At 45.5% G+C, this 22062-nt stretch carries 24 protein-coding genes and 1 riboswitch; of the genes, 8 read left to right on the top strand and 16 right to left on the bottom strand.

Annotated features, from left to right (window positions below):
- Positions 1-38: 38 nt before the first annotated feature.
- The 13 genes from ST42_RS01960 to ST42_RS01895 form a co-directional block, all read right to left on the bottom strand.
- Positions 39-2771, bottom strand: coding sequence for a hypothetical protein (locus tag ST42_RS01960; protein ID WP_042519860.1), 2733 nt, complete (start codon positions 2769-2771; stop codon positions 39-41).
- A 57-nt stretch (positions 2772-2828) separates the two neighbouring features.
- Positions 2829-3035, bottom strand: a complete 207-nt coding sequence (locus tag ST42_RS01955; protein ID WP_042519859.1) for a helix-turn-helix transcriptional regulator — start codon at positions 3033-3035, stop codon at positions 2829-2831.
- 614 nt (positions 3036-3649) lie between these two features.
- Positions 3650-4732, bottom strand: coding sequence for a hypothetical protein (locus tag ST42_RS01945; RefSeq protein WP_052485550.1), 1083 nt, complete (start codon positions 4730-4732; stop codon positions 3650-3652).
- Positions 4733-4737: 5 nt separating this feature from the next.
- Positions 4738-5451, bottom strand: coding sequence for an N-formylglutamate amidohydrolase (locus tag ST42_RS01940; protein WP_042519857.1), 714 nt, complete (start codon positions 5449-5451; stop codon positions 4738-4740).
- A gap of 108 nt (positions 5452-5559) precedes the next feature.
- Entirely contained in the window at positions 5560-6147 is a 588-nt protein-coding gene (locus ST42_RS01935; protein WP_042519856.1) for an HNH endonuclease signature motif containing protein, read from the bottom strand.
- 19 nt (positions 6148-6166) lie between these two features.
- Positions 6167-6898 carry an NADAR family protein gene (locus ST42_RS01930; protein ID WP_042519855.1) on the bottom strand — a complete coding sequence of 244 codons (732 nt, stop codon included), beginning with the start codon at positions 6896-6898 and terminating at the stop codon, positions 6167-6169.
- Entirely contained in the window at positions 6895-7104 is a 210-nt protein-coding gene (locus tag ST42_RS01925; protein ID WP_042519854.1) for a hypothetical protein, read from the bottom strand. The genes ST42_RS01930 and ST42_RS01925 overlap by 4 nt, the downstream gene beginning before the upstream one ends.
- A riboswitch (SAM-I-IV-variant riboswitch) is annotated at positions 7099-7214 on the bottom strand. (Overlaps the previous gene by 6 nt.)
- Positions 7215-7370: 156 nt before the next feature.
- A complete protein-coding gene (locus ST42_RS01920) occupies positions 7371-8255 on the bottom strand; it encodes a hypothetical protein (RefSeq protein WP_042519853.1) in 885 nt (294 codons plus the stop codon).
- A 136-nt stretch (positions 8256-8391) separates the two neighbouring features.
- Complete coding sequence (locus tag ST42_RS01915; RefSeq protein WP_044072068.1) at positions 8392-8739, bottom strand: TIGR04076 family protein; 348 nt, start codon at positions 8737-8739, stop codon at positions 8392-8394.
- Positions 8740-8755: 16 nt separating this feature from the next.
- Positions 8756-8959, bottom strand: coding sequence for a hypothetical protein (locus ST42_RS14205; protein ID WP_231556869.1), 204 nt, complete (start codon positions 8957-8959; stop codon positions 8756-8758).
- A 14-nt stretch (positions 8960-8973) separates the two neighbouring features.
- Positions 8974-9354 (bottom strand): MmcQ/YjbR family DNA-binding protein, encoded by a 381-nt coding sequence (locus tag ST42_RS01905; protein ID WP_042519849.1) that lies wholly within the window; start codon positions 9352-9354, stop codon positions 8974-8976.
- A complete protein-coding gene (locus tag ST42_RS01900; RefSeq protein WP_042519848.1) occupies positions 9351-10034 on the bottom strand; it encodes a nitroreductase family protein in 684 nt (227 codons plus the stop codon). The genes ST42_RS01905 and ST42_RS01900 overlap by 4 nt, the downstream gene beginning before the upstream one ends.
- Positions 10035-10042: 8 nt before the next feature.
- On the bottom strand, positions 10043-10708 hold the full coding sequence (locus ST42_RS01895; protein ID WP_042519847.1) for a recombinase family protein: 666 nt from the start codon (positions 10706-10708) through the stop codon (positions 10043-10045).
- A gap of 440 nt (positions 10709-11148) precedes the next feature.
- Here ST42_RS01895 and ST42_RS01890 point away from each other — a divergent pair, with 440 nt between their 5' ends.
- From ST42_RS01890 to ST42_RS01855, 8 genes are all read left to right on the top strand, one after another.
- Positions 11149-12114 (top strand): hypothetical protein, encoded by a 966-nt coding sequence (locus ST42_RS01890; protein ID WP_156132555.1) that lies wholly within the window; start codon positions 11149-11151, stop codon positions 12112-12114.
- A 45-nt stretch (positions 12115-12159) separates the two neighbouring features.
- Positions 12160-12627 (top strand): hypothetical protein, encoded by a 468-nt coding sequence (locus ST42_RS01885; RefSeq protein WP_042519845.1) that lies wholly within the window; start codon positions 12160-12162, stop codon positions 12625-12627.
- Between the two features lie 16 nt (positions 12628-12643).
- On the top strand, positions 12644-13006 hold the full coding sequence (locus tag ST42_RS01880; protein ID WP_042519844.1) for a hypothetical protein: 363 nt from the start codon (positions 12644-12646) through the stop codon (positions 13004-13006).
- On the top strand, positions 12990-13427 hold the full coding sequence (locus ST42_RS01875; RefSeq protein ID WP_052485548.1) for a hypothetical protein: 438 nt from the start codon (positions 12990-12992) through the stop codon (positions 13425-13427). The genes ST42_RS01880 and ST42_RS01875 overlap by 17 nt, the downstream gene beginning before the upstream one ends.
- Before the next feature lie 3 nt (positions 13428-13430).
- Positions 13431-13928: a hypothetical protein gene (locus ST42_RS01870; RefSeq protein ID WP_042519843.1), complete on the top strand. Its 498-nt coding sequence runs from the start codon at positions 13431-13433 to the stop codon at positions 13926-13928.
- A gap of 77 nt (positions 13929-14005) precedes the next feature.
- On the top strand, positions 14006-15010 hold the full coding sequence (locus ST42_RS01865; RefSeq protein ID WP_052488190.1) for a hypothetical protein: 1005 nt from the start codon (positions 14006-14008) through the stop codon (positions 15008-15010).
- A 192-nt stretch (positions 15011-15202) separates the two neighbouring features.
- On the top strand, positions 15203-16663 hold the full coding sequence (mobV, locus tag ST42_RS01860; RefSeq protein ID WP_042519841.1) for a MobV family relaxase: 1461 nt from the start codon (positions 15203-15205) through the stop codon (positions 16661-16663).
- Between the two features lie 48 nt (positions 16664-16711).
- Positions 16712-18169 (top strand): OmpA family protein, encoded by a 1458-nt coding sequence (locus tag ST42_RS01855; protein ID WP_044072066.1) that lies wholly within the window; start codon positions 16712-16714, stop codon positions 18167-18169.
- Positions 18170-18257: 88 nt separating this feature from the next.
- Here ST42_RS01855 and ST42_RS01850 read toward each other — a convergent pair whose 3' ends face one another.
- Genes ST42_RS01850 through ST42_RS01840 form a run of 3 tightly spaced genes read right to left on the bottom strand, consistent with a single transcriptional unit; the run spans position 18258 to position 22011 of the window.
- On the bottom strand, positions 18258-19790 hold the full coding sequence (locus ST42_RS01850; protein ID WP_044072064.1) for a zincin-like metallopeptidase domain-containing protein: 1533 nt from the start codon (positions 19788-19790) through the stop codon (positions 18258-18260).
- Between the two features lie 2 nt (positions 19791-19792).
- The gene (locus ST42_RS01845; protein WP_042519837.1) at positions 19793-20416 is read right to left on the bottom strand and encodes a hypothetical protein; all 624 of its coding nucleotides are present in this window, start codon (positions 20414-20416) and stop codon (positions 19793-19795) included.
- A gap of 44 nt (positions 20417-20460) precedes the next feature.
- Positions 20461-22011, bottom strand: coding sequence for a glucosaminidase domain-containing protein (locus ST42_RS01840; protein WP_042519881.1), 1551 nt, complete (start codon positions 22009-22011; stop codon positions 20461-20463).
- Positions 22012-22062: the final 51 nt, after the last annotated feature.

Here is a 22062-nt window from a genome sequence, read left to right as displayed (position 1 = left end):
TTCTGGCATGGAATAAACATTGACATAATTATCTCTTTTTATGAACCACCATATTTTTTCTCCAAGAATGGAAGGAGTTCGTCAACTTCTGCAACTGTTAGTGACTCTCCGTTAACTTCCAATTCTGTTTCTGGATCAATAGTGCCATTAAGTATAAGGTTTCCTATTTCCTTTAAAGTGTAATCTGCCCCAAAGTCTGGTAAATAGTAAGGAGCTTTTTCTTTGGATTCTTTTTCCACCTTCCCCGTTTTTGCAGCTGCTTTTATTTCTTCTTGGGTTATCTTGGTGGTGTAGTTAAGCGCCTTGTCCTGAGCAGTATCTGTACGCTTTTGCTCATGTTCCATTTGCTTGTGATACTCATCCTTCATAGCTTCTGTTTGAGCAAGACGTGCTCCTGCAACATTCTGAAGTGCATCAAGACTTGCTTGCTGCTGGGCTGCTTGACCTGCTGCCATGTTAGTTGCCATAGTTGCATTGGTCTGCATAGCTCCTTGCATCATTTCCATCATCTGCTTCATCATTGCAGCTTGCTGAGCCTGATTAGAAGAACTGCTTTCTGCTTGCATCTGAAGCATACGCTCATACATCTCGCGTTCTTTTTCAGTACCTTTACCTGCAGCTAAGGATTCTGCAAATGCCTTTTGAGCTGCAGCGTCCATGCCAGATATACCAGTAGCCATCAGTTGTTCTGCAGTCATATTTTGCTGAGCTGCAATACGAGCCATCTCCTCTTGGTGCTTTTTCTCAGCCATTTCTTGCTCATGCTGTTGCATTGATTGCATATTTTGACGAGCAATCTCTGCTTTTTGGCGTAAGATATCCATCTCGATCTGGCTTCGCTCCTTCTCTATACCAAGACCATCTTTTGCCGCTCTATGTGTACGTTCATATTCTGCATCCTTCTGACGCTGTTCGAAGTCAAAATCTTTTTCGCGACGAGTGTCTGAAAAATCTGCATCTTTCTCACGACGAACATCTTGGTATTCGTCCTGTCGACGTGCCGATGCCAAATCATGTTCTTGTTCTGCGTCTTCAAGTTGGAATTGACGAGCTTGGTCTTTACGTAGTTCGTCAAACCGAACGTCATTCAACTCTGCTTCTGCAAGAAGTTTACTCTTGTGTAACTGTAAATCAAGTTGAACACGAGACATTTCTGTTCGATTAGCAGCTCTTAACTGGAACTCAGCAGACACTTGGTCTCGATCGAACTTTTTGTCACGAATGCTTGTTTCAAGAGCGTCTAATTCATCTTCACTAATAAGCCGATTGCCTTTAAGTTTCAGAAGTGCAGCAAGTTCTTCATTTTCGGTCTGAGCTTCACGAATGCGTTTCTGGCTTTGAAGAAGTTCAACAAAGGCTTCCATCTCATCCTCATGGATAAGTTGATCATTATTGATCTTATCAAGCTCTTTGCGAAGATCAAGTTCATTCTTTGCTTCTGTGATTCTCTGTTGATTTTCGACTGATTGCAGGCGATTCTTAAATTCATTGGTTCGGCTCAGATAGTCTATTTCCTTATCAGTGCAAAACAGTTTCTCCTCAATAGCGCGAAAACGTTCAAATGCTTCGTTCTGAGTAGTTATATCCAGGACATTACTAATTGCAATGCCGTGAAGCAAATCCTTACTTTGTGCAATCAACTCATAGCTAATGGATGCCATCAACTCCTGAGGAAGCAAATCTCCATCTGCGTTATAATTCTGCATTAAACGCTGGAGAGTTGTTCGCATAAACGTATTGAGGGCAATCCTCAAGTCGTTTACTGAATACGAATTACGATCCATCAGGTAGGTTGTACGGAACTCATGGAAATCATAAATACGAGCTTCCATAGCCACTGCCACATCAACAGTCAACGATTGCGTACGAATTTTAAAAGGAGCAAACTCCATGGTGTTGCTTCCATCTTCAGCGGCTACGGGGCGTATGCCCATGGTGAAATTAACAACACCATCTCGCTTAAGTACTACAGAAACTACAGAAGTTGAAGTGATACGGCGAATATGTTCCCGCATTCGTTCTTTGTCTTTCTTCCGCTCCTCTCGAATCGCGTCATGACTATGATAGAAGAAATGAGCTACGCTTCTGCCGATGCGGCCAAGTTTCTGAACAAGTCCTTCTTTCGCACGGATATCTGCATCTTCTTCAATTTTTTCTTTATGAGCACTATTATGTACTTTTTCTGTTGCAAACGTATAAACGCCACCTTCCATTTCGGCAGCTTGAACGCCATCAATGAACAAGACAGCTGTTACGCCTTCCTGTACGTATACACCGTCCGCATCAGACATCTCAATAAATTCTTGAGCTGGGATGTTACGGGCAATCTGACCGGGAGCAATAGTCCATGAAACATAGTGTTTCTTATGATCCTTACCAACTGACAAAACATTCACATCTGCTTTTCCTTTTGTCGAAACAGATGCTTGAGTCGAGGTTGCAGAAGGCGTTGTTGCTTGTGAAGGCTTTTCTTGTTGGTGTGAAGAAGTTGGAATAGCAACGTGCGATGAAGTATTCATAGGATGAGCATCGGCTAATATACTGACATCGTTCCCTTGCTCTCTCCACTTGTTAATCAAACGAGCACTATCATTCGGATTCTTTTTGGCGTATTCTTTAAACTTTTCCGGGTCTTTCATCGCTTTAGGATAAGACCAGAAAATACCCGTAAACAACTTGGTGTCTGGAGTCTGCTGTGGTTCATCACTTTTTGATGTTTCTGCGGTGGAAACATTCAATGGTTGTTTGCACTTCGGACAAACTTTGTACATTGGAAGGATTCTGTCGAATCCGCACTTCGGACATTTCATATTATAGATAATTTAATATTATTTTTGATTAGTAGGTAATAGAAGATCTTGAATATTCATTTCTAAAGCATTGGCAATATCCAACAATGTATCCATACTAGGTTGAATAGTGTTAGTACACCATTTGGACACTGTTGCAGGATTTTTGCCAATTTGTTCTGCCAACCATTTTGAAGTACGTTTTTTCTCTGCCAATACTACTTTTATTCGATTAACTTCTTTCATTCTTAAGTAAATTTAATTGCTTTTTGTGCAAAGATACAACATCTATTTGAATAAACAAAATATTGGGCTGGAAAATAATAAATTTTTATATTTATCTTTAAAACGAGATGTGTTTTAATTAATCACTTTCAAACAAGATCAATAATCACGTAAACATTACTATGCAAATCTGTTTTGGGATTTGTCATTTCACTTGCTTATCGAATATACTTATCGAATATAGTTGTATAAGCGTAGTCGGGTATATCTCCATTTGCCAAACAGCTTTTTTCATTGTTCAGGTTCCATAACTCAGTAGCATATTGGTAATTGTTTTCGAAACGAGGACTTCTGCATGGTTCTGCCATAAAACATGCCAACTGCTGTAGCTCCGTATCAGATAAAACCTTACAGTCCTTATGAGAATGGAGACAATAATGGTTCGACTGTAACAGAATCGGGGTGTCCGTCTCTGTATAAATGTTCCTTATATGGAAATGGGGAACTTGGCATTCGTCATCAGTCCTGATATATGCTTCGTACATCCTTCCCTTTCCGAAGAATCCAATGCGAGCCATATCACGGCGTTCACATAGTGGCAAATATGTAGCTTGTTCTTGTGACATGTTCTTCCCTTATCCTTTTTTACCGAAATATTTCTCAATCATATTGAAGTTGATGTCTTTCTCGTCAGGGAAAGTGTCTTGTATTTTCTCATGTGTGTAACGACTGATTTGGAAAAACAAGTCGCTGATACGCTTTTTCAGCGGTGTCAGTTGCCGCTGGTATGAGACGTTGTCTATGCGCCCACGCTTCAAGTTTGCCTTCAGTTCTTTTTTTTGCGCTTTCAGTGCGTCAATTTTCTTGGTGACATTGGCTTCAAAAGCCTCGCAGTCGGCATACACTTGACGCATTTCCTCCTCATTGTACCTTGTCAGTGCGTCTTCGTACTTGTCGTGCCACCTGTTGCATTCTTCTTTTATCGCCTCTATACGTTGGTTGAGGCGTTCAATCTCGTGTTTCATGAACTGCACGTCAATCATGACCGAGAAGTCAGCCTTGCTGTTGTCGTCTTCTTGATGCAAGATGTCGAGCACTTCCTGAAGCGTGTAGGCTTGATAGAGTTGTTTGGCCTCGGTATAACGTTGGTTGAGTTGCATAAACGGGCCCCAATGGCGGCCGAACGACGACAGACTTACGGTTTCAGTCTTTCCGTCCTCACGCACGGCACTGCAACAGTTGCGCCCGCTCAGCGGACTTCCTGCCAATTGATAGACAAGGCTTCGACAACCTTTCTTGTCTGTGCGCATGGCTTCTTTTACCAGTCCCCACCATTCAAGATATACGCCTAAAGTGGGTTTGCGGAATCCCGATGTGCCCGTATAGGCAATGCCGTTCTGAATGGCCACGGGACAAAGGAACATACGGCTGTCGCTCAGGATGCGCTCTTTGTGTGCCAACAGATAGAAGGCATTGCTGACGAAGAGTTGCCTTTGCTCCACGACAGTCGCCGAGGGTTTCGGTACAGGGGTAGGCTTATGTCTGCCAATGATGAGATATTGCCCCGTTCGGTCCAACTCAAGAGAGTCGGATTCTATCTTCTCAGGTTTCTGTTCCGCAAGCGGATAACAGTCGAGCACGCGACCGTCGGTAAGGATGATTTTGCCTTCAGGGAATAGTCCCTTAACTTCTTTGAAAGGTTCTGCTACTATACTCATAACTATTATATATTTCTCTGCTTCAACAGCAGACTTAAAAGTTTCTCCATCAGTTCATTCACACTCCTTTTATGTCTTTTGTCACGACTCAGCTGTAGGGTGCCTGCTTTCATATAAGCCTTCTTGTTGACCTCCAGCATCATCGACTGATACAGGAACGGGCTCGCTGGCGTCTCAGAGTTGCTATACGGCTCATTGATGCCTACTCGATAGCCACTGTCCTCGAATAGGTTGACAGCCAATTCTATCGTAGTCTTGTCGGCCTTAGACCAGTCTTCGTTAAAACCGATGCATATATCCACATCGCTCATTTCGTGGGGAAATGAATGGCAATCCAATAATAAGGCTCCCTCGCAGAGATGCCCACTTAGGCGTTGCTGGTGCCAATGCCATAAGTCAAGAAGCTGGGCTTCGGCTTCTTCGGGAACAAGGCGGGTGTAACCGCCAAAACATTTATATACGATGCCTTGACCACTCTGCTCCAATGGGTCATTCCATAGTCGCTCGGCATCCACGATGAACCTGGAATACGGAAACCTGACGGTTCTGACATTCTCGTCCCTAAAACCATGAAAGAGATAATCGGTGTGCCAGTCAGTCCACTTCAGCACAATGTCATTGATAAAACGGTCGTCAATATTCCAGAAACTCAGTCGTTCGTCGTAAAGCCCCTCGACAGAGGCGTGGGGCTCGTTAAGTACAATTCGTTCGTATTGCATGTCGTTTGCGTTTTTATTGTTTGAATCCTTTTTTATGCTGATGGCTGTGCTATCATTGCAAGAGCGTCAGCCTGTTCCCCCTTTGCTATAAGGGGAGGGCTCTTATCGTTATTCTTCGACTAATTTCAGATTGTCCAACCTGTTGTTTTGCTTGTCGCCGTCGATATGGCACACTCGATGGCCCTGTGGGATTTCGCCCTGAAAAGCCTCCCACACCAATTCGCATACTCGACGCTCGGTGTTGTAGACAATGGTGTACACCTCACCGTCAGCCTTTACATAGAGCTCTCCTTCCTCGTGTCTGTTCTGTTGTTTGTTACGTTTCTTGGGACTCATTACTTTATAGTGAGGTATATGACTGTTGTCAAGTGTCTCGTCCAACGCCAATATGCCGTTATCAAATACCGGGTTCTTGTCGAGCCAAGGAGTCAGCCATGCATAGGTCTTTTCTATCAAGTGATGAATCTGTACAATGCGTTCTATGCCGCATAATGATTTCTTTATCTCAAGATAGTCTCCATTGTCTTCTCCTTGGATATGAACTCGTCTGATGTCCATGATGTCGTTTTTCAAGAGGTTCTTTAACTCGCTGAATCGCTCTTCGCGTGGACGTTCCATATAGTCGCAGTCATAGATGTCAATGACTAAATCATAGCAATTCTTCCTTTTGTAGAAAATCCAATAATCGTTTGTCATATTTGCTGTTTGAATATATTTAAAAAGTTAATCGTTCACCAAGCAGGTAGATATTCGACCGATTCAGCAGGTCGTAGTCGATAGGAGGTTTGTTACCCCCTATAAGGCAATCACGGCAAATCATAAGAATCTTACCCATATTGTTCTGCCCCCTCCACTCGCCGACATTTTTCAGCAGCTCACGTTCACGCTTCAGTTTTTGCCTCCATTCTTTCGGGTCTTGCCCTTCACGACGGCGGATAAAGTCTTCCCGAAGTTTCTTTTCTCGGTTACATCGCTCTACATTTAGACACCCCCAAAAAGTGGCATTTTGGTAATCGTCTCCTGTCTTGTCCCGGACCAGTGTAACACATTGTGGAACGCTGCACAGCATACGGCGGAAGTCGGCGTTACACATGCATTTCTGCCACGTCACAAACAACATCCACTGAAGCTGGAAAGCTGGGAAGTCGTTCCGTATTTTTCTGCAATTCAATGCGGTGACGAACCTATAACAAGCCCAACTGCTTCGCTCTTGCAGAATGGAGTTTTGAATGCGAAGGTGATCTTCAGTGTTGTTTGACCATTCGCCACACATAAAAAGACGTATGCTTTCGGTAAAGGTATGCCCGTTGAAGTCGAAAGGGAATCCCTCTGCAGTGTTGCAGAAATTAAGATGAATGCCATTTACAATGGTTCGCAGGATATCATACGTCCAAATTTGTGGAGAGATTCCATACTTCTCCTCACGACCTAATACAATATTATTCATGCTGCTATAATGTATTGGTTAAAAGAAAGTTCCTTACCTAAGACGTTGATGTGCTTACTGTTCAACAAGGCATAGTCGATGCTTGGTTCACGGCCATATTCAAAAGCCTCCTTGCAAGCCATGAGTTTTTTCCACATGAAATCCAGCATAGAAACATTGTAAGTCTCTACGCCACTAAAAGCCGAAATGTAATTTTGAATGTTCATATTCTATTTTAATTAAGTATAAATAACCATGTTAATTCACATCATTTTCCCACCGTGGCGAATATGTTGCTCGGTTGGGGCAGCTCAAAGGCTGTCTCTTGATGCTGTCAAATTCTCAAAGAGCTAATGCTAATCTCCCGAAAAGCGTTGCAAAGGTATATAAAATATTTGAGATATCAAAATAATCGGCGTTAACAATTGTTTATTCGGCAAAAGTTTTTAGATACAGCCCTATATCTCAAATTGGTTATTTTTGAACATAATGGCTACATCATATAGTATAATTTGAAGAACTTATCTAAGTGTCCATGTTGGTAAACATCTATCCGTATAATATTCCCTTTGTTTTCGTCTTTATCTGAGTTACCACGTTTGTTGTCATAAATATAACTAAATGTATAATATCTCTTTTCTACTAAATGTTTTGAGTGACAACTGACCCATTCCGTCAACAATACGAAGTCATTGATGTCTCTTAAACTTTCATCAATAAGGGCCAAATTAAGGTTTGTGTCGTTCAAAAGTTCATCGTAATACTTAAACGCATTCCATTCTATCGGCAAATTGCTTTCTTTTTGACCTCTTTTCCATTGGTATGAATCTAAATTTGATTTGAACATATTATCATTGGAGTCCCAACCATAATAAGTCTTATCACGGTCGGATAACTCTACAAATTTTCCATTCCGCTCCTTGAAAAAAGTTCGTTCATAAATCATGGACAACTTAGTGCCTTTTGCATCATAGTGGTATTCATATAAGTGTCTTAGAACACTTCCATCTATGCCTAAATCATCTATGGTTTTGGTATGGATATATCCATCAGGAGTGAGGGCGTAGGTGTACTTGGAGGGCTTGTATATAGTTTGATAGTCCCATACTACCTTTTGTGTTAAGGCATTCCCTTGTTTCTTCCAATATACAGTCTGTTTGCTTGCAGGTGCTTGTTGAACGACTTCTTGTAACTCAAGGTTTGAATTATATTTAAAGTCAATGATAATATAAGGTTTGTCTCCCCTTTGTGAATATGCTTCAATCTTGCTTATTATCTTTTGGCCCTTACTATTTCTTTGCTGACCAATTGCAGGAAAAGTTAAAAGGGAAAAGAAAAATATGCAACAGATTTTTTTCATGTATTTATTTTTTCTCATTATAGTCAATAATAATATGTAAAAATTGTTTTATTTATTGTAAGAGAGCATAATTATGTCGTTTTATATCTCAAATTGCCTTATCCAATTTTTGGCGTAAATATGTTTGTTCGCTTTGCTTGGAAAGCAATACCTATCATCTTTCCACAGTAGTATATTCTATCTTTGCGTCCTCATCCGTTGCCTCCAACTTCATAATAACTGGTCGGAGACCATCATTGCAACTGACGATGGTCACCCCAGGTTCCTTGATCCAGTCACCATAATAGAAAAGTCCTTTGTCTGCACCGTGTGCCAGGGCAAACACATACTGGTAGAGGGCTTTCCACGCCTCGTCACAAAAGCCTTTCGGCTTAGCGTAGTCAGCGTAAAACACATCGCTTTCTTTCATCATGGAACAGGCTTTTAGCCCACAGATACCATATTCTTTAGCCAAGCCCTCATACAGCATCGTTTTGAGGATGGTAATCTTTACTTTCTTCATAGATATATGTTTCTTTTTATTTTTCTTTAGTGAATTTGTAAACAGCCCATGTAGGCAGAATGACCAATAACAGCAGTGACACCTCCACCAATGCGTAGGAGCCGAAATAGTCAACCAATGTATGGATTTTCAAAACTCCATCTACGAGGAATACCAGGAGGGCCAACCAGCAGAGAAAGAAGATGGTTGCGTACTTGATTTTACGTTTCTTAATTTTCATTTTCCACATCTAAATCAATCACATTCAGACAAATACTTTAAGCGAATTGCCTTTGGAAGTTTCGATGCAATGAGTTGGTGTGACTCTTTAATCACCCCCTTTACTATTGCTTCGTCCATTTCTTCGTAATATACATCGCTCCAGTGCGTCTTGTTCCAATGATAGGCTGGTGTCACGGCTGAGAATCGTTCTCTAAGCTCGATATTCCTGTCTGGTGACAGTTTCAAAGCAATTCTTGAAACTCCGTCCTTCATATCATATCTGCCACCGCCTAACCATAGGCAGACGAATATCTTTCCTTCCAAGCGGAAATTAAGGATGTCTTCACCAAACGCCTGGTCTTCGGTCACTCCTGGAAGTGACAACGTGTACTCTCTGACCTCTTCTATATTCATACCCAATCAAAGTTGACTTCTCCAGCACCAATCTCAAAGTGGTATCTGGCAATCCCTAAATCCATCTTGGTATAACCAATCATGGAAAAACCCTTCTTTGCTCTTATTTGATGGCGATTGTTTTTCACTCCAACGTGTTCAAACGAAAATTTCTGTTGGTTTACGGCTGTAGGAGCAAGCAATGCTGCTTCAACGCCTTTCTTAAACCATGATGGAGTGATGTCACTGGCATTGCTGACTTGCTCGACGGTTTTGATTTTGTGAGGGACACCCTGTGTCTCTCCATAGCCAAGGGCAATCATGCAGACGAGCTTTTCGTCTTTGCCGACATTGTAAGCCTCTGGAACCTTGCGGTACGAGAGTCCTACCCAGCAGGTGTTGAGTCCCAATGTCTGGGCAAGAAGGACGATTTGCTCTCCATAGTAGCCCACTCGCTCATCAAGGTCTTTGGCCTTCTTACCAACCATCACAAGATAGTTCTTTACTCCGCTGAAAGAACCATACGACAGCATTCCTGTGAATGCCTTCGTCTCGTTCTGTACCAGCTGAATGCTTAGATTGCCAACCTTGTTGCACTCCGCGATTTTATCTTGGAGAGCAGCAATGATGTCGGCAGGGATTTCCTTGTCAAGATACTTCCGTACACTATGACGGGCAGATATAGCTTCAAGTAGGGTCATTTCTTCTTTTACTGATTGTCTTCAACTTTTTTGTCTTGGCTATTCTTTCTTTCACCTTTCTTTTTGATCGGGCCGGAATGTTTGCCACGGTTCAACTTGATACCATATTTGTTCAATATGCGGAATACCGAGCTTCGGCTATGGAAACCGCTGGCTTTCCAGATGTCATCAATAGGATGCCCGGCTGCATAAAGGTTGATAACCGTCTTTTCCCTGTCCATGCGTCTCTCCTTGGCCGTAGAGACAGGAGGTAGCTGAACAATCATACGTTCCTGAAGTTTGGAAACGTGTTCGGATGCCTTGCGAAGGACAAGTGCTTCGTCCGGCAGGGAGCCTATCATCAGCAGCACATCCGACGGCTTTGTCTCTGGGAACAGCTCATTATTGGAATCTATACGGTCATGAATGCTGATAACCCTTATGACCTTTACTCGGCAAAATTCCAGAAACATTGCCAGTTCCCGTGCGCCACGAAGGGCATTGCTGAATTTGCTGATGACAAGCTCATCGCCGCGTTCAAGGGCAATCATCAGCTGTTTCCACAGCGGACGGCTCTTCTCGTCAGCATCATTCTCTTCGACGATCTTTACACAGCCGTATTCTTGCATCCACTGACGGTCTTCCTCCAGTTTGTCATAGTGGGCGGCTGCCATGATGTAACCTATCTTTGCCATAATCAATATGTTGTTGGTTCTTAGATGTATGGTCAGACGACCATTATTTCTATCTTTCAACTGCAAAGGTATGAAAATTTCTTGGATTGCAAATCATACTAATCATACTATTATACTTTTTTATAAAACCAATGATTACAGGCTAAATCATATAATTAATAAATAATCATACTTTTTTGAGTATGATGTATAAAATACCATAAAGTTTAAATCAGACTGGCACAACTTATGATTTTTATTCGTATCTTTGCACCGCAATTTAATCATATACGCCCATGAAAGAAAGACCGAAAACGGGGTTTACCCTACATTCAACATCAATTTCTGCACAGCACAAGAACGGCTCGAAAATGCAGATGAAAAAAAGTCAAACAAGTGAAAGAAAAAATACTCAAATGAGTTTAATCTTTCACTTGTTTTTTTTGTGTCTTATTCTAAGCATGACCTCATGCACTGGAAAGTCTGATTATCAATTCAAGGATTCTGCTGATGCCCTAAAGCAATACAGAGATTTTCATCACAGTATTGCTGAAGAACATCAGGCTAATGCCGAGAAGCTTTCTGATTTCATCTGCCGTTGGCAGGAACTTTCAGACACCGTTTACAACTACATCAAGAAAGATCCTGCCTTCAACGCCCATGCTTCTCTGTCCATGTCCTTCTTTGGCACATCGGACTCTGTCCGCATAGAACTGCTCCGTCTGGCTTCAGACTGTAGCCTGTCAGATGTAGCCTATATCAAGATGCACACATCTCCCTACAGGAGTGATACTGAACTTGACCCCACCAAGAAGAAGGCAATCACCTTCTTTGCCGCATTAGACAAGCAGCCTCTATCTAATAAAGGTAATGCGCGTGAGAAGATTGCCCTTTATCGAGACTTCCTCGCCACAACCAAAGAACATGGCATCAAGAATCAAAAAGAACTCCTTTCTTTTCTTGAAACGGAAGACCGTCATTTCCGCACCTTCCTCTCAAATATCGGTGACTACACTGATGTTGGACTGCAAGATGTCACGAAAATGACGGAGCAAATCTGCACCAACATATTCCGTGCAGCCTCGGAGAAGCGGTTGACAAGTGAAGATGCGATGGTTTACATGGGTATGCGCACTTGCCGCCGACTGCTTCTCAACGCAAAAGTCTGTGAGGATCTGATAAAGGCAGGGAAAATAAAATCCGAGAGCCAAGCCAATGCTTACCTCTGGATGACGCTGCAGCCCTTCCTCTCAATGGATGCCTTTGCCATCAGTATGCTGACAGAGGCACAGCAAAAGCAAATGACGGAACTTGCCGCTGCATACCCAGTGATTTCAGAACGGCTTGCTGCCAAGGGATATGCAGCCCAAGAGGAGCTTGCACTCATCCCGACACAACTCATGCGGCTCTACATAGCCACACTCTGATAATGGAATCTAAACAATCAAACTTTGCAAACGATGCAAGATACTATGTTAGAAGAAGCAATCTACAAGTTTAAGGTCAGTGGCCCGACCATCATGCCGTCGCTGTTCGACAACTTCTTCCTGAAGGAAACCGAAGCGTATAACGGCTACGCCATACTGACCTACGAGGTTCACCAGCCTTTGCCCATCGACGAGGTGCTGAACATCATGGACAGCGATGCCTACATGCGCATCCTTTACTACACCCACCCCAACCCGAAGGCTATCAAGACAAAATTCGGTCAGCGGGCATGTACCTACTTCATGCCGGAAGAGCAGCGTAATATCAAGATGAACTTCTCTACCGACGAGAAGGGCCTGGTGAACACGATACTCGTCACGGTCTATGGCTCCATCGACATCATGTACCCCGACCTGCTGAATGACCTGCGCCTCAATACCAACGGCTCCATGCTGGTCAAGGAACGCCGTAGCGAAGCTGAGGTGATGAACGATTTCAACAACAATCCATAGACTCGTATTCCTATGCATGGACAAGGCTTTATTCTACCACATTGCAGATGTAATCCAGGAAAACCGCAGTTGGATTGAGGTCATTGACACCCACGACACCATCCAGTGGAACTACTATCTCGATGGGGAGTTCCACCACATCGACTACCAGGTGATAACGCTACGCAATTACAGAAGCCGATACTGCTGGCAGAAGCCGCACATCTGGAAAGTAAACGAGCATGACCTGGCTGATGGTGTGAGAAGGCTCATAGAGCGAGACCCGACTGCGAAGACCCGTGCCGACACGCTCTCGCTGACAACCAGAGACGTGGAATATATCATCCAAAAAGCAACATTTGACATCTTAAAACTCGAACTATATGATTTTGAATACTGACAAACAAAAGACCTCCCTAAAGAGTGTGTACGCATTCTACAGCGTCATCATCGCGCTCAGCATCCTTGCGCTGTTCGTGTTTAACCTCAATATCTACGCCAAGGCGGTGCTTTGCACGTTGGTATTGCTCTGCGTATTGGTCATGCGCAGTCTCAAACATGCGGTGCCGATGCCTCCCGACATCGACACTGAAACGATGACAGAAACCGAGGAAACAGCCTCGGAGGAAACCGTCTCTACCGTAGAACACGGTGGAGCCATTGACACGTATCTTACACTTCTCATTGAGACGGATGAGGAACTGAAAAACGACCCAAGCGTTGACACTTCCTCACCCAGCTACACTAATCTGCTTAACGAGCGCATCGGCAGGAAACTCGATGCCATATCGAAGCGCAATAACCATCCAGATAACGACTGACGTATGATACAGACCATCCAATTAATCAAGTTCTTCTATCCCTTCATTATTCTGGCAGTATTCTTCTGCCTGTATAAGAAGGAATACAGCATCAATAGACGTTTCTGCTGGTGCATGACGATGTACTTCAATGCACGAAGGCTGTTCGCATTCCTTACGGTCGGCCTGCTCATCTTCATGAACTGGTGCTGCTACGTGACAAATCCCAACTATGCGGTCTTATTATCCGCTGTTATCACTTGCTGCCTTTTCTCTTACCGAGTGGCAGATGCCGTTCTTCACCGGCTGCATGAGAGAACGCGCCTTTGGGCTCTAACACTCATGCTCGCCCTGATATGCTACTCCATACCTTACATGTACAGCATATTCCTTGTGCTATACACAGTCGGTGTGGCATCGGTATTCTATCCGTCTGAACGTGTGCTTCGCATCAGAAACGAGGCAAACAGTATCTGCAATCCGCCCGGACTGCTTCAGCGAATCATCCGCAACTACTATTAAGCTGCCACTTGTTTGTGGCATACTGTCTGAACACACTTGCTCGAAAAATTCAGAACGTTAAACTTAAAATCATTCAAATGACTCAGGAATTAAACAACCAGATTACAGGCAGCACGGACACCCAGTCTGCTGACCGCTCCTTGCTGGAGTATCTTAAACCGAAATCGGAAGACCGTTTCAGTAAGCTCGAAGCCTACTGCGACCTGCTCAGCCGTGCGTCATCGGGTGCCTTCGTCGCTGCCAACGGCGAACGTCGTGAGGAACTTGTTCCCGGACAGTTCGTTGCCAGTATCTCTGAACTGGCTCGCAAGTGGAAATGGCAGCGTGCCACGATACGCTCCTTTGTGGAGGGTCTTGTGGCACTCGGACAACTCTCGAACAAGCCTTTCGTGAAGAGCTACATCTTCACTGTCAACCTTCAGCAGCGTCTGTCTCTCTATGTCGATTCGGCAGACGACGTACTTGACTTCTGCTGTATGCAGTTTGCCAGATTCGTCCGTGGACGCAGCTCTGCCAGCGAAGTGGCAGATTCCTACACACGCTACTACACCATGCGAATGGAGGTAGCACGACAGCAGGAACAAGGCGGTGCCCCTGTCCGTCATGTACTGTCTCATCAGGCGTACATGTTCAACGAACTGGCAGCATCCGTCTATCCTCTCCTTAACAGAGAAGATAACGTACCCGAAGAACTATCCGATTCTGTGACTCTGCTCTTTGGCAAAGACCACCTCTGGAACTGGAAGCGAGTCATCGATGTACTTGGCATTCTCACCATGGCACTACGTGACAACGTAAAGCCAAGCTACATGAACTCTGTCAACAAGGATTTCTCCAAGGCAGAGGTCACTCTCCTTGACTGCATCTACGAGCACTATGCGCCCTCCGATGGATCCAACTACTTCGTCAATCCTCCTAAGCCTTCCAGGTACGCTCCTAAGAGCCTTAGAAGCACTGCACCTGATACAGGTGCCGAGAAAGCCCCAGAAACGCCACAGGACGCTTCTGAAACGTCTGAAGGTGCTCTCGCATTCTCCGAAAGTGAAACGCTCCGTGAGGACTCCGCTGAAGGGAACGAGTAAACTGTAGGCGACGTGCTTGCACGTGCCACATTTTTCAAGTATCGGGAAGCCCACTACCCGTTTCGATTTTCATCGAACGGTGGGCTGACCAGATAAACTGCAAGCAGGGTCAGATTTCCTTGGACTGAAATAAGGTATTCTACTATGCTCCCGATACTTGAAAATGGATGTAAAACCATAAAAAGAAAATGTATGGCTAATACAAATTTGAACCGACAGGTAATCGATATCAGGACAAGTTCGGGTGTCGGTGACATTAGCAACGAAGTCTTACGACGATGGACTGACAAGGGCTATGACATGGCGGTCAAGGAAGGGAACTACGACCGAAGCCGCGAACACCTCAATTTCGAAATTGTGAACGGTGGCAAGGTAGTTCCTGTGGATAAGTCAAGACCGCTCGATCAACGTATGGCAGAAATGCTTGCCTCACGTGGCATCAAAGACCCGAACATCGGGCGTAAGAACCCCAATGTCCGTACTGCCGTGCAGTTTGTCTTCAGCGGCTCCCATGACCGCATGACGGAGCTGGCATTTGGCAATCAAGAGGTGGACTTCGAGGCAAAATGTGGCAACGAGGATGTCCAGCGAAAGCCTGAGATAGAGCAATGGGCTAAGGATATCTACAACTTTGTCGCACGTAAGTTCGGTGAGGAGAATATCATCAGCTTTGTAGTGCATCTCGATGAGACCACTGCCCATGCACATTGCGACATCGTGCCAGTCAATGACCAAGGCCGAATCAGCTATAAAGATGTCTTTCACGGACACACCAAACCTGAATACAAAGAGTTCATCTTGCAGCTACATAACGAGCTTGCGGAAGTGAACAGGAAGTGGGGTTTGGCGCGTGGAACAAGTAAAATGCTGACTGGTGCCAGAGGTCACACAAACGAATCGTACCGCCGATGGCTCAACCAGGAGTGTGATTCACTTGAAGAACGCCGTGACAACCTTCAAAAAGCCATCAGTGATCTGAACAAGGAACTGACTACTGCTATGACAAAGCAGAAGAGTTTCACCACCATGATTGAGAACCTGACCGCACAGAAGGAAAGTCTCGAAAAGGAACTGCAACCGCTCCGTGAACTCCAGAAGAATGGCGATGCCATCAGTCAGGAGATTGCCCAGAAGATTCAGGATCTGGAGAACCGCAAGGCTCTTGTGGAAGAAAAACTGGCAGAGAAAGAAGCCAAGCTGTCTTCCACTGCTCAGGAGATTGACAGTCTTCGTCAAGACAAGGAGGCTCTGGAACAAGAGGCTTCAGAGTTGGCAGCAAAGGCTTCAGCATCTGAACAGGACTGGGCACACAGCAAGGGAGCCGTTATGAACGAGCTGCTTGCCGGAACGATGATGCATGAGTTCACATCATGCTACCAGCGTCTGCCAGATGAAGCAAAAGAGGTCTTCAGTGACACACTTCTCGAACAACTGGCAACGGACGGGAACCATGTGGCTACGGTCGCTCTTGCCCTAATGTGCGAGTATGTGGAACAGGCGACTTCCATTGCCCAGACACATGGAGGTGGTGGCGGTGGCCCTGGAGGTGGCTGGCGTAAGAAGGATGACGAGGATGAACGTATGTTTGCACGTCGTTCTCTTGCTATGGCCAGACGCATGTGCCGGACTTCTGGAAGGCGCAAGAAGATGTAGTATTGTATTCACAAACATCCAATTCAGTAATTCAAAAACATCAAAATTATGACAGGAAAAATTCTATTACTTTCCGCTATATGCCTTTCTGCCTTGACAGTTAAGGCAAGCGATGTCATCACGACATCTGACAGTATCAGTAAGCAGGTAAGTGTCACGTCGGAGCATTATCTCCAGACACTGAAACCCACATATCTCACGAATGTAAGCGAAGCAGCCAACTGGGGTAGAAATTGGTTCATTGAAGTAAAGGGCGGGGCTTCTGCTTTTCTGGGATCGCCTATCGGCTGCGGTGATGTGTTCGACCGTCTTTCTCCAGCTCTTCAGGTTGGAATTGGAAAGTGGTTCACACCCGCAGTCGGTGGACGTGTGGCTTATCAGGGACTCTCCTTCAAGAATGGAGAGTTTAAGTCTATGAACTACCATTACGTTCATGCAGACTTTCTCTACAACCTTACCTCTGGCATCAACTGTAATGACCTCGGTTTGTCCCGATGGGACGTTATACCTTTCATTGGTGTAGGCATGATATACAATAAGGACTGGCATTCTGCCTGTACATGTCCGGGCTTTACAAGTGGCAGTCATCCCTTTGCTTTCTCCTATGGCTTGGAGTGCCGTTACCGTCTGAACAACCGAATGCAGCTGGTGGCAGAACTCAGTGGAATGACCACTGCCAAGAACTTCGATGCTGTGGGTACTTCATCAAGATTCGGAGATAACATGCTGACACTTTCTGCAGGTCTATCATTCAGATTAGGAAAGGCTGGCTACAGGCGAATCGTCGATGCCAATCCTTATATGGCTCAGAACGAGTGGCTGCTGGACTATGCTGGTCGTATGACTGACCGCAACCGCCGTCTCACTCTTCAACACAAGGAAGATGAGCGCATCAAAGCCGAGTACCGTAAGATACTGGAGATAGAGGCTCTGCTTGATCTCTATAAGGACCGAATCGGTGACAAAGACAAGGAAACAGAGCATTCTCTCTATCCTCGTAACGACTACTCTGGCTTGAACTCGCTTCGCGCCCGTCTGAACAACAAAGGCTGGGACGGCAAAGCTGAGACCATGCCGAAAGCAATGAAGAAACGTCTTGGCAATGCTGATGACGAAGACCTGGACGCTCTCAATGACCATGCCTTCGACGGCTATCTGGCCGCCATGAAGAACGGTGGTGAGCCTATCGGTGCTTCCATCTATTTCTTCTTCCGTCTGGGTACGGATGAGCTGACAGAGGCCTCTCAGCTGCTGAACATCGATGAGATTGCGCGTATTGCCAAGAAGCATCATCTGAAGGTCAGGATATCAGGTGCTGCTGATTCAGCAACAGGTAATGAACGCATCAACAACAGTCTGTCTCAGAAACGTGCCGAATACATCAAGACACTCATGATACAACGTGGAATAGAAGAGTCGCTTATCAACACTTCCTATGAAGGAGGTATCGATGAGTATTCTCCTGTTCAGGCAAACCGCCAGACTTGTGTAACGCTCTCATTCTAATCATAAAGAGATTCTGGTTCATTAGTCAAAGAGGGGAACCGTCCGTGATGGATAGTTCCCCTCAATCTTTTAGAGTAAACAGAATTGGCTAACGTCCTCGATGGAAATGAACTTCTTCCTGCTGTTCCTCTGGTTGTGGAATAGCTTTAGCGGCCAATCGTTCCTTCGGGTTGTCAGTAGCAGCTTCTTGGCTACGACCATCTTCCTTATCATCTGACACGGTTTCCATGTAGCCCCCAAGACTGAACTTGACGGAAACGGTATCGACAGCAAGGTAAGGTGATTCGCCTCGATCTGTCAGGGCATTCTCGTTCCTTTCTCCGAAAGCCGGATAGCGGTTGAGTTCCTTACCCTCCCCCTCTTCGACTTCAGGGATGAAACCGTCAGGGAAGTTCTTTTCAAGGAACTTGTCAACCAGCTCCTGCTCATGGTCGCTGATACCGCTGGCATCACCATTCATGATGTATGGTAATGCCCACTTGGGAATGTCATAGCTTCCGTAGTTGTCGGAAACCTGATTGGCAGTTTCCTGCTTTACTTCCTTGGCCTTATCCAGCTCCATCTGAACCTTGTCGATGTGCTGGTTAATCATGCCAGAGGCCTTCTTCACATCCTGAAGAACGGTCTTGATGAAGGCCGGTTCTTCTTTGAGTGAATTGAGCCATCCTTTCAGATAAGGCAGACTGTCTTCCTTCAAGGTCTTGCTCATTCCGTAGCGTTGCGAGACAAGTGCGGCAGACATTTCTGCAACCAATTCTTCTCGTGCGTATTCCTTTGAACCAAAAGCACTTGGCTTTAACCTGTTCAACTGATTCTCTGCACCCGTCGAATGCCCCATTTCGTGGGCAAGGTTGCTGTAAAATGACTCTCCGTTCTTGAACTGTTTCTTCTCTGGAATCACGATTTCATTCTTGCTGATGGAATAGTAGGCACTGTCACCATAAGTAGGTTTGATGGGACAAATCCACTTGTTTTCAGCAATCATGTGGTCAATGGCAGGGAAAGAAAACATTTCACCCTCCTGCTGGACAGGACGGTTGACCTCATTCTGTTCCTGGAGCTTCTTGAAGAGTTCGGGACGTGCCTCCTTCAGGTTGGTTTGCCCCTCGACATTAAAGACGTTATAGACAGACAGCTTCGGATAGACATTGTAGCGTTCCCTGTCCTGCTCGGTCATCTGCCTGTAGTCATCATACTTTATTTTCTCCTTTGTCTCTTTGTCAACAACGGTGAACGTGGTGATGAATACAGGAAAGCTTTTGGCTCCCTTGTTGACAGACACCAGAGGCAGGTTGTTGCCTTCACTGTCTTTGGCTTCATGCTTGACTCCCTGCTTGTCCTTCACATAGTTCAAGCCAGTGATACGGTCAAAAGTCGCCCATACAGGCAGTTTGAAGCCCTCCTTTTCGGCATGGAGCATCAACATCATGCTGTTCATTCCGTTGTACTCCCTTCCGCTCAGGTTCTTGGGAAGGGATGCTGTCACCCCTTCCGTGAACCAAGGCTTTTTCCAGTCAGCCTGAATCGTCTCCAGCTTTTCGATGAGCAGTTCAGCGAACTTGTCTAAAGTACGGTCTTCAGCTGACCTGCCGTCACTGTTGTAATTCTTCTTGGCTGCCATAACTACTGAGCATTGTTTTCACCTCCCTGATACGGCTGCTTCTCCCATTGGGTAAGCTTTGCCACACGGCAAGTCATATCGAGGCGGTCATTGTAGATGGACAACTGAAGCTCGCCAGTCGCATCGATGCCACACTTGCCCTGCAGCCATTCAGGCTTACCCTGCCCGAAGTACATGAAGCGCACCCAAGTAAAGGAATAGCCTTCACCATCCTTCTCGCTGCTGAAAGCGGAGAACACAAGATAAGGATTGCCCTTCTTGTCGGTCTTCTCCTCAATCTTGTTTCCAACGGTTCCACGGAACTCGATTTCTCCCTTTACGGAATCGTCGGCAGAGACGTTGGCGGTGCTGACATTTTTCGCGGACATGTTGAGGAAGATGGTATCATCTTTCTTGTGGAAAGTGAGCACACCAGTCATTTCAACACGAGTGCCTGATGCAAGACCGTTAAGCTCGTCCATGCCGCCATCCTTGGCCACGCTGATTTCGAAGGTTTTGTTGATGCCTGACTTGGCAGCAATTACAACACTGACACCAAAGGCAAGAAAAGCCTTGCCGTCTTTGTTGGTACGCATCTGAGCGGAGCGCGTGATGGTACCGCATACTGTTACATTACACTTGATCATAGTTTTACGAATTGATTGTTTGACAAATTATTTTTGAGCAAGAATTATTTACGCTGGACAGCCTCCAGTTGGCTTTGCTGGGTTTCTACGCCCTGCTGGTAGTTCTGGGACATCTGCTGAGACACGACGATGCCATTGATGACAGACGCGATGGTACGCTGCTTCTCTGCATCTGAGAGATTGGCATTGCCCAAGGCTTGCTGGATTCTGGTCATTTCGGCATTGGTCAGCTCATGGGAGAAGTTCACTGTGCCATTGTTGACCTGAAGAATCGGCTTACCATCATTGAGCATGATACGACATTCCTTTAGGTTTGGGAACATGGATGTAAGGTCAACGGTCTTGCTGATTGCCGCATCTGTTGCCGCTTGCATCTTTTGCTCCTCACTCTTGTTGTCTATCTGGACAGCCAGAGCCATGAGACTGGTGAACATCGTAATGGCCATTTCCATGATGGGGTCTGCACTGTTACCAAGACCTACACCGCTGTCTTCGCTTGAAAGGAGTTTCTTCATCCAGTCATCAGGTGACATATTCGTGTCAATCTGCTGCTGGGCAGTGGCTGTTTCCTGAGCAACAGGATTGGCTGCCTTATAGCTGGCCAGCAAATCCTTACCATTATGGAGCAACTGCTGTGAGAGTCCACCTTTCTGGCTTATCTCTGCAATGTATGCTGCAGGGTCGATGTTCCGTTTCGTGCCATCACTGGCAACGGTCTTGACCTCGAAATGCAGATGTGGGCCTGTTGTCCTAGTTCCAGTGTTTCCTGACACGCCAATCTTCTGTCCGGCATTGACGGTATCGCCTACGTTCACGTCGATGCTCGACATGTGCATATAGGTAGTCTGATACTTGCTACCATCCTCACGGTTGTACTCAATCGTCACGGACTTACCGCCGCCAGTATTGGCATTGTGATTCACGCCAACGACCTTACCATTGTTCTCTGTAGCAAGAAGTGTCTCGTTCTTGCAGCTGATGTCGATCCCTTTATGGAACTGAGTCTTGCTGTGGTTCATTGGGTCACGACGGTTGCCGAAAGGCGAAGTCACAAGCATGAACTCTTCTCGTTTCAGCGGCAGAGAATAAAGACCATTGAGAGTTGGCTTTTCCGTAACGGCAGGTGCTGGAGTGGCAGACACGGCTCCGTTTCGGTAGTCTGTAGTGCCAATCTTCTTTCCCTCGCGCTTGGCTTGCTCAATCACCATCTGGTCGTACTTCTGCAGGTTTGCACCTTCAATGACTCCAACGATGGTACCGACATAGTTCTTGGCTGTGGCATAGCCGCCAGCCTTGATACCAGCAGCCCATCCTTTGTAATCATCAGGCGAGAGATTCCTGGTGTATTTCTGATAGCGGTCGCCCATGAGGACTTTGCTATGGTCCTCATAGCTCTGGCCGACATTATCATACTTCTTGAACTTCTCGTTCGGCTTGTCATCGTCCGCACGGACATACTGACCATTGAACTCACCCTTCACACCAAAATGGTTATTGGCAGTACGGGAGAGCATACTCTTTCCCTCGGCAGACTCTATGATTCCTTGGGCAAGAGTGACAGAAGCAGGTATGCCATATCTGCGCATCTGCTCCATGGCATACTCTGCATACTTGTCTATATAAGCTTGTCTGGATGCTGTCACTTT

Source organism: Prevotella pectinovora (genome assembly GCF_000834015.1).
GTDB classification, from domain to species: domain Bacteria; phylum Bacteroidota; class Bacteroidia; order Bacteroidales; family Bacteroidaceae; genus Prevotella; species Prevotella pectinovora.
This window is presented reverse-complemented; position numbering and strand designations above follow the sequence as displayed.

Excerpts from the sequence above, each read along its gene's own strand:
- ST42_RS01960 (WP_042519860.1), bottom strand. The coding sequence starts at position 2,771 with ATGTACAAAGTTTGTCCGAAGTGCAAACAACCATTGAATGTTTCCACC.
- ST42_RS01955 (WP_042519859.1), bottom strand. The coding sequence starts at position 3,035 with ATGAAAGAAGTTAATCGAATAAAAGTAGTATTGGCAGAGAAAAAACGT.
- ST42_RS01945 (WP_052485550.1), bottom strand. The coding sequence starts at position 4,732 with ATGAGTATAGTAGCAGAACCTTTCAAAGAAGTTAAGGGACTATTCCCT.
- ST42_RS01940 (WP_042519857.1), bottom strand. The coding sequence starts at position 5,451 with ATGCAATACGAACGAATTGTACTTAACGAGCCCCACGCCTCTGTCGAG.
- ST42_RS01935 (WP_042519856.1), bottom strand. The coding sequence starts at position 6,147 with ATGACAAACGATTATTGGATTTTCTACAAAAGGAAGAATTGCTATGAT.
- ST42_RS01930 (WP_042519855.1), bottom strand. The coding sequence starts at position 6,898 with ATGAATAATATTGTATTAGGTCGTGAGGAGAAGTATGGAATCTCTCCA.
- ST42_RS01925 (WP_042519854.1), bottom strand. The coding sequence starts at position 7,104 with ATGAACATTCAAAATTACATTTCGGCTTTTAGTGGCGTAGAGACTTAC.
- ST42_RS01920 (WP_042519853.1), bottom strand. The coding sequence starts at position 8,255 with ATGAGAAAAAATAAATACATGAAAAAAATCTGTTGCATATTTTTCTTT.
- ST42_RS01915 (WP_044072068.1), bottom strand. The coding sequence starts at position 8,739 with ATGAAGAAAGTAAAGATTACCATCCTCAAAACGATGCTGTATGAGGGC.
- ST42_RS14205 (WP_231556869.1), bottom strand. The coding sequence starts at position 8,959 with ATGAAAATTAAGAAACGTAAAATCAAGTACGCAACCATCTTCTTTCTC.
- ST42_RS01905 (WP_042519849.1), bottom strand. The coding sequence starts at position 9,354 with ATGAATATAGAAGAGGTCAGAGAGTACACGTTGTCACTTCCAGGAGTG.
- ST42_RS01900 (WP_042519848.1), bottom strand. The coding sequence starts at position 10,034 with ATGACCCTACTTGAAGCTATATCTGCCCGTCATAGTGTACGGAAGTAT.
- ST42_RS01895 (WP_042519847.1), bottom strand. The coding sequence starts at position 10,708 with ATGGCAAAGATAGGTTACATCATGGCAGCCGCCCACTATGACAAACTG.
- ST42_RS01890 (WP_156132555.1), top strand. The coding sequence starts at position 11,149 with ATGACCTCATGCACTGGAAAGTCTGATTATCAATTCAAGGATTCTGCT.
- ST42_RS01885 (WP_042519845.1), top strand. The coding sequence starts at position 12,160 with ATGTTAGAAGAAGCAATCTACAAGTTTAAGGTCAGTGGCCCGACCATC.
- ST42_RS01880 (WP_042519844.1), top strand. The coding sequence starts at position 12,644 with ATGGACAAGGCTTTATTCTACCACATTGCAGATGTAATCCAGGAAAAC.
- ST42_RS01875 (WP_052485548.1), top strand. The coding sequence starts at position 12,990 with ATGATTTTGAATACTGACAAACAAAAGACCTCCCTAAAGAGTGTGTAC.
- ST42_RS01870 (WP_042519843.1), top strand. The coding sequence starts at position 13,431 with ATGATACAGACCATCCAATTAATCAAGTTCTTCTATCCCTTCATTATT.
- ST42_RS01865 (WP_052488190.1), top strand. The coding sequence starts at position 14,006 with ATGACTCAGGAATTAAACAACCAGATTACAGGCAGCACGGACACCCAG.
- mobV (WP_042519841.1), top strand. The coding sequence starts at position 15,203 with ATGGCTAATACAAATTTGAACCGACAGGTAATCGATATCAGGACAAGT.
- ST42_RS01855 (WP_044072066.1), top strand. The coding sequence starts at position 16,712 with ATGACAGGAAAAATTCTATTACTTTCCGCTATATGCCTTTCTGCCTTG.
- ST42_RS01850 (WP_044072064.1), bottom strand. The coding sequence starts at position 19,790 with ATGGCAGCCAAGAAGAATTACAACAGTGACGGCAGGTCAGCTGAAGAC.
- ST42_RS01845 (WP_042519837.1), bottom strand. The coding sequence starts at position 20,416 with ATGATCAAGTGTAATGTAACAGTATGCGGTACCATCACGCGCTCCGCT.
- ST42_RS01840 (WP_042519881.1), bottom strand. The coding sequence starts at position 22,011 with ATGGAGCAGATGCGCAGATATGGCATACCTGCTTCTGTCACTCTTGCC.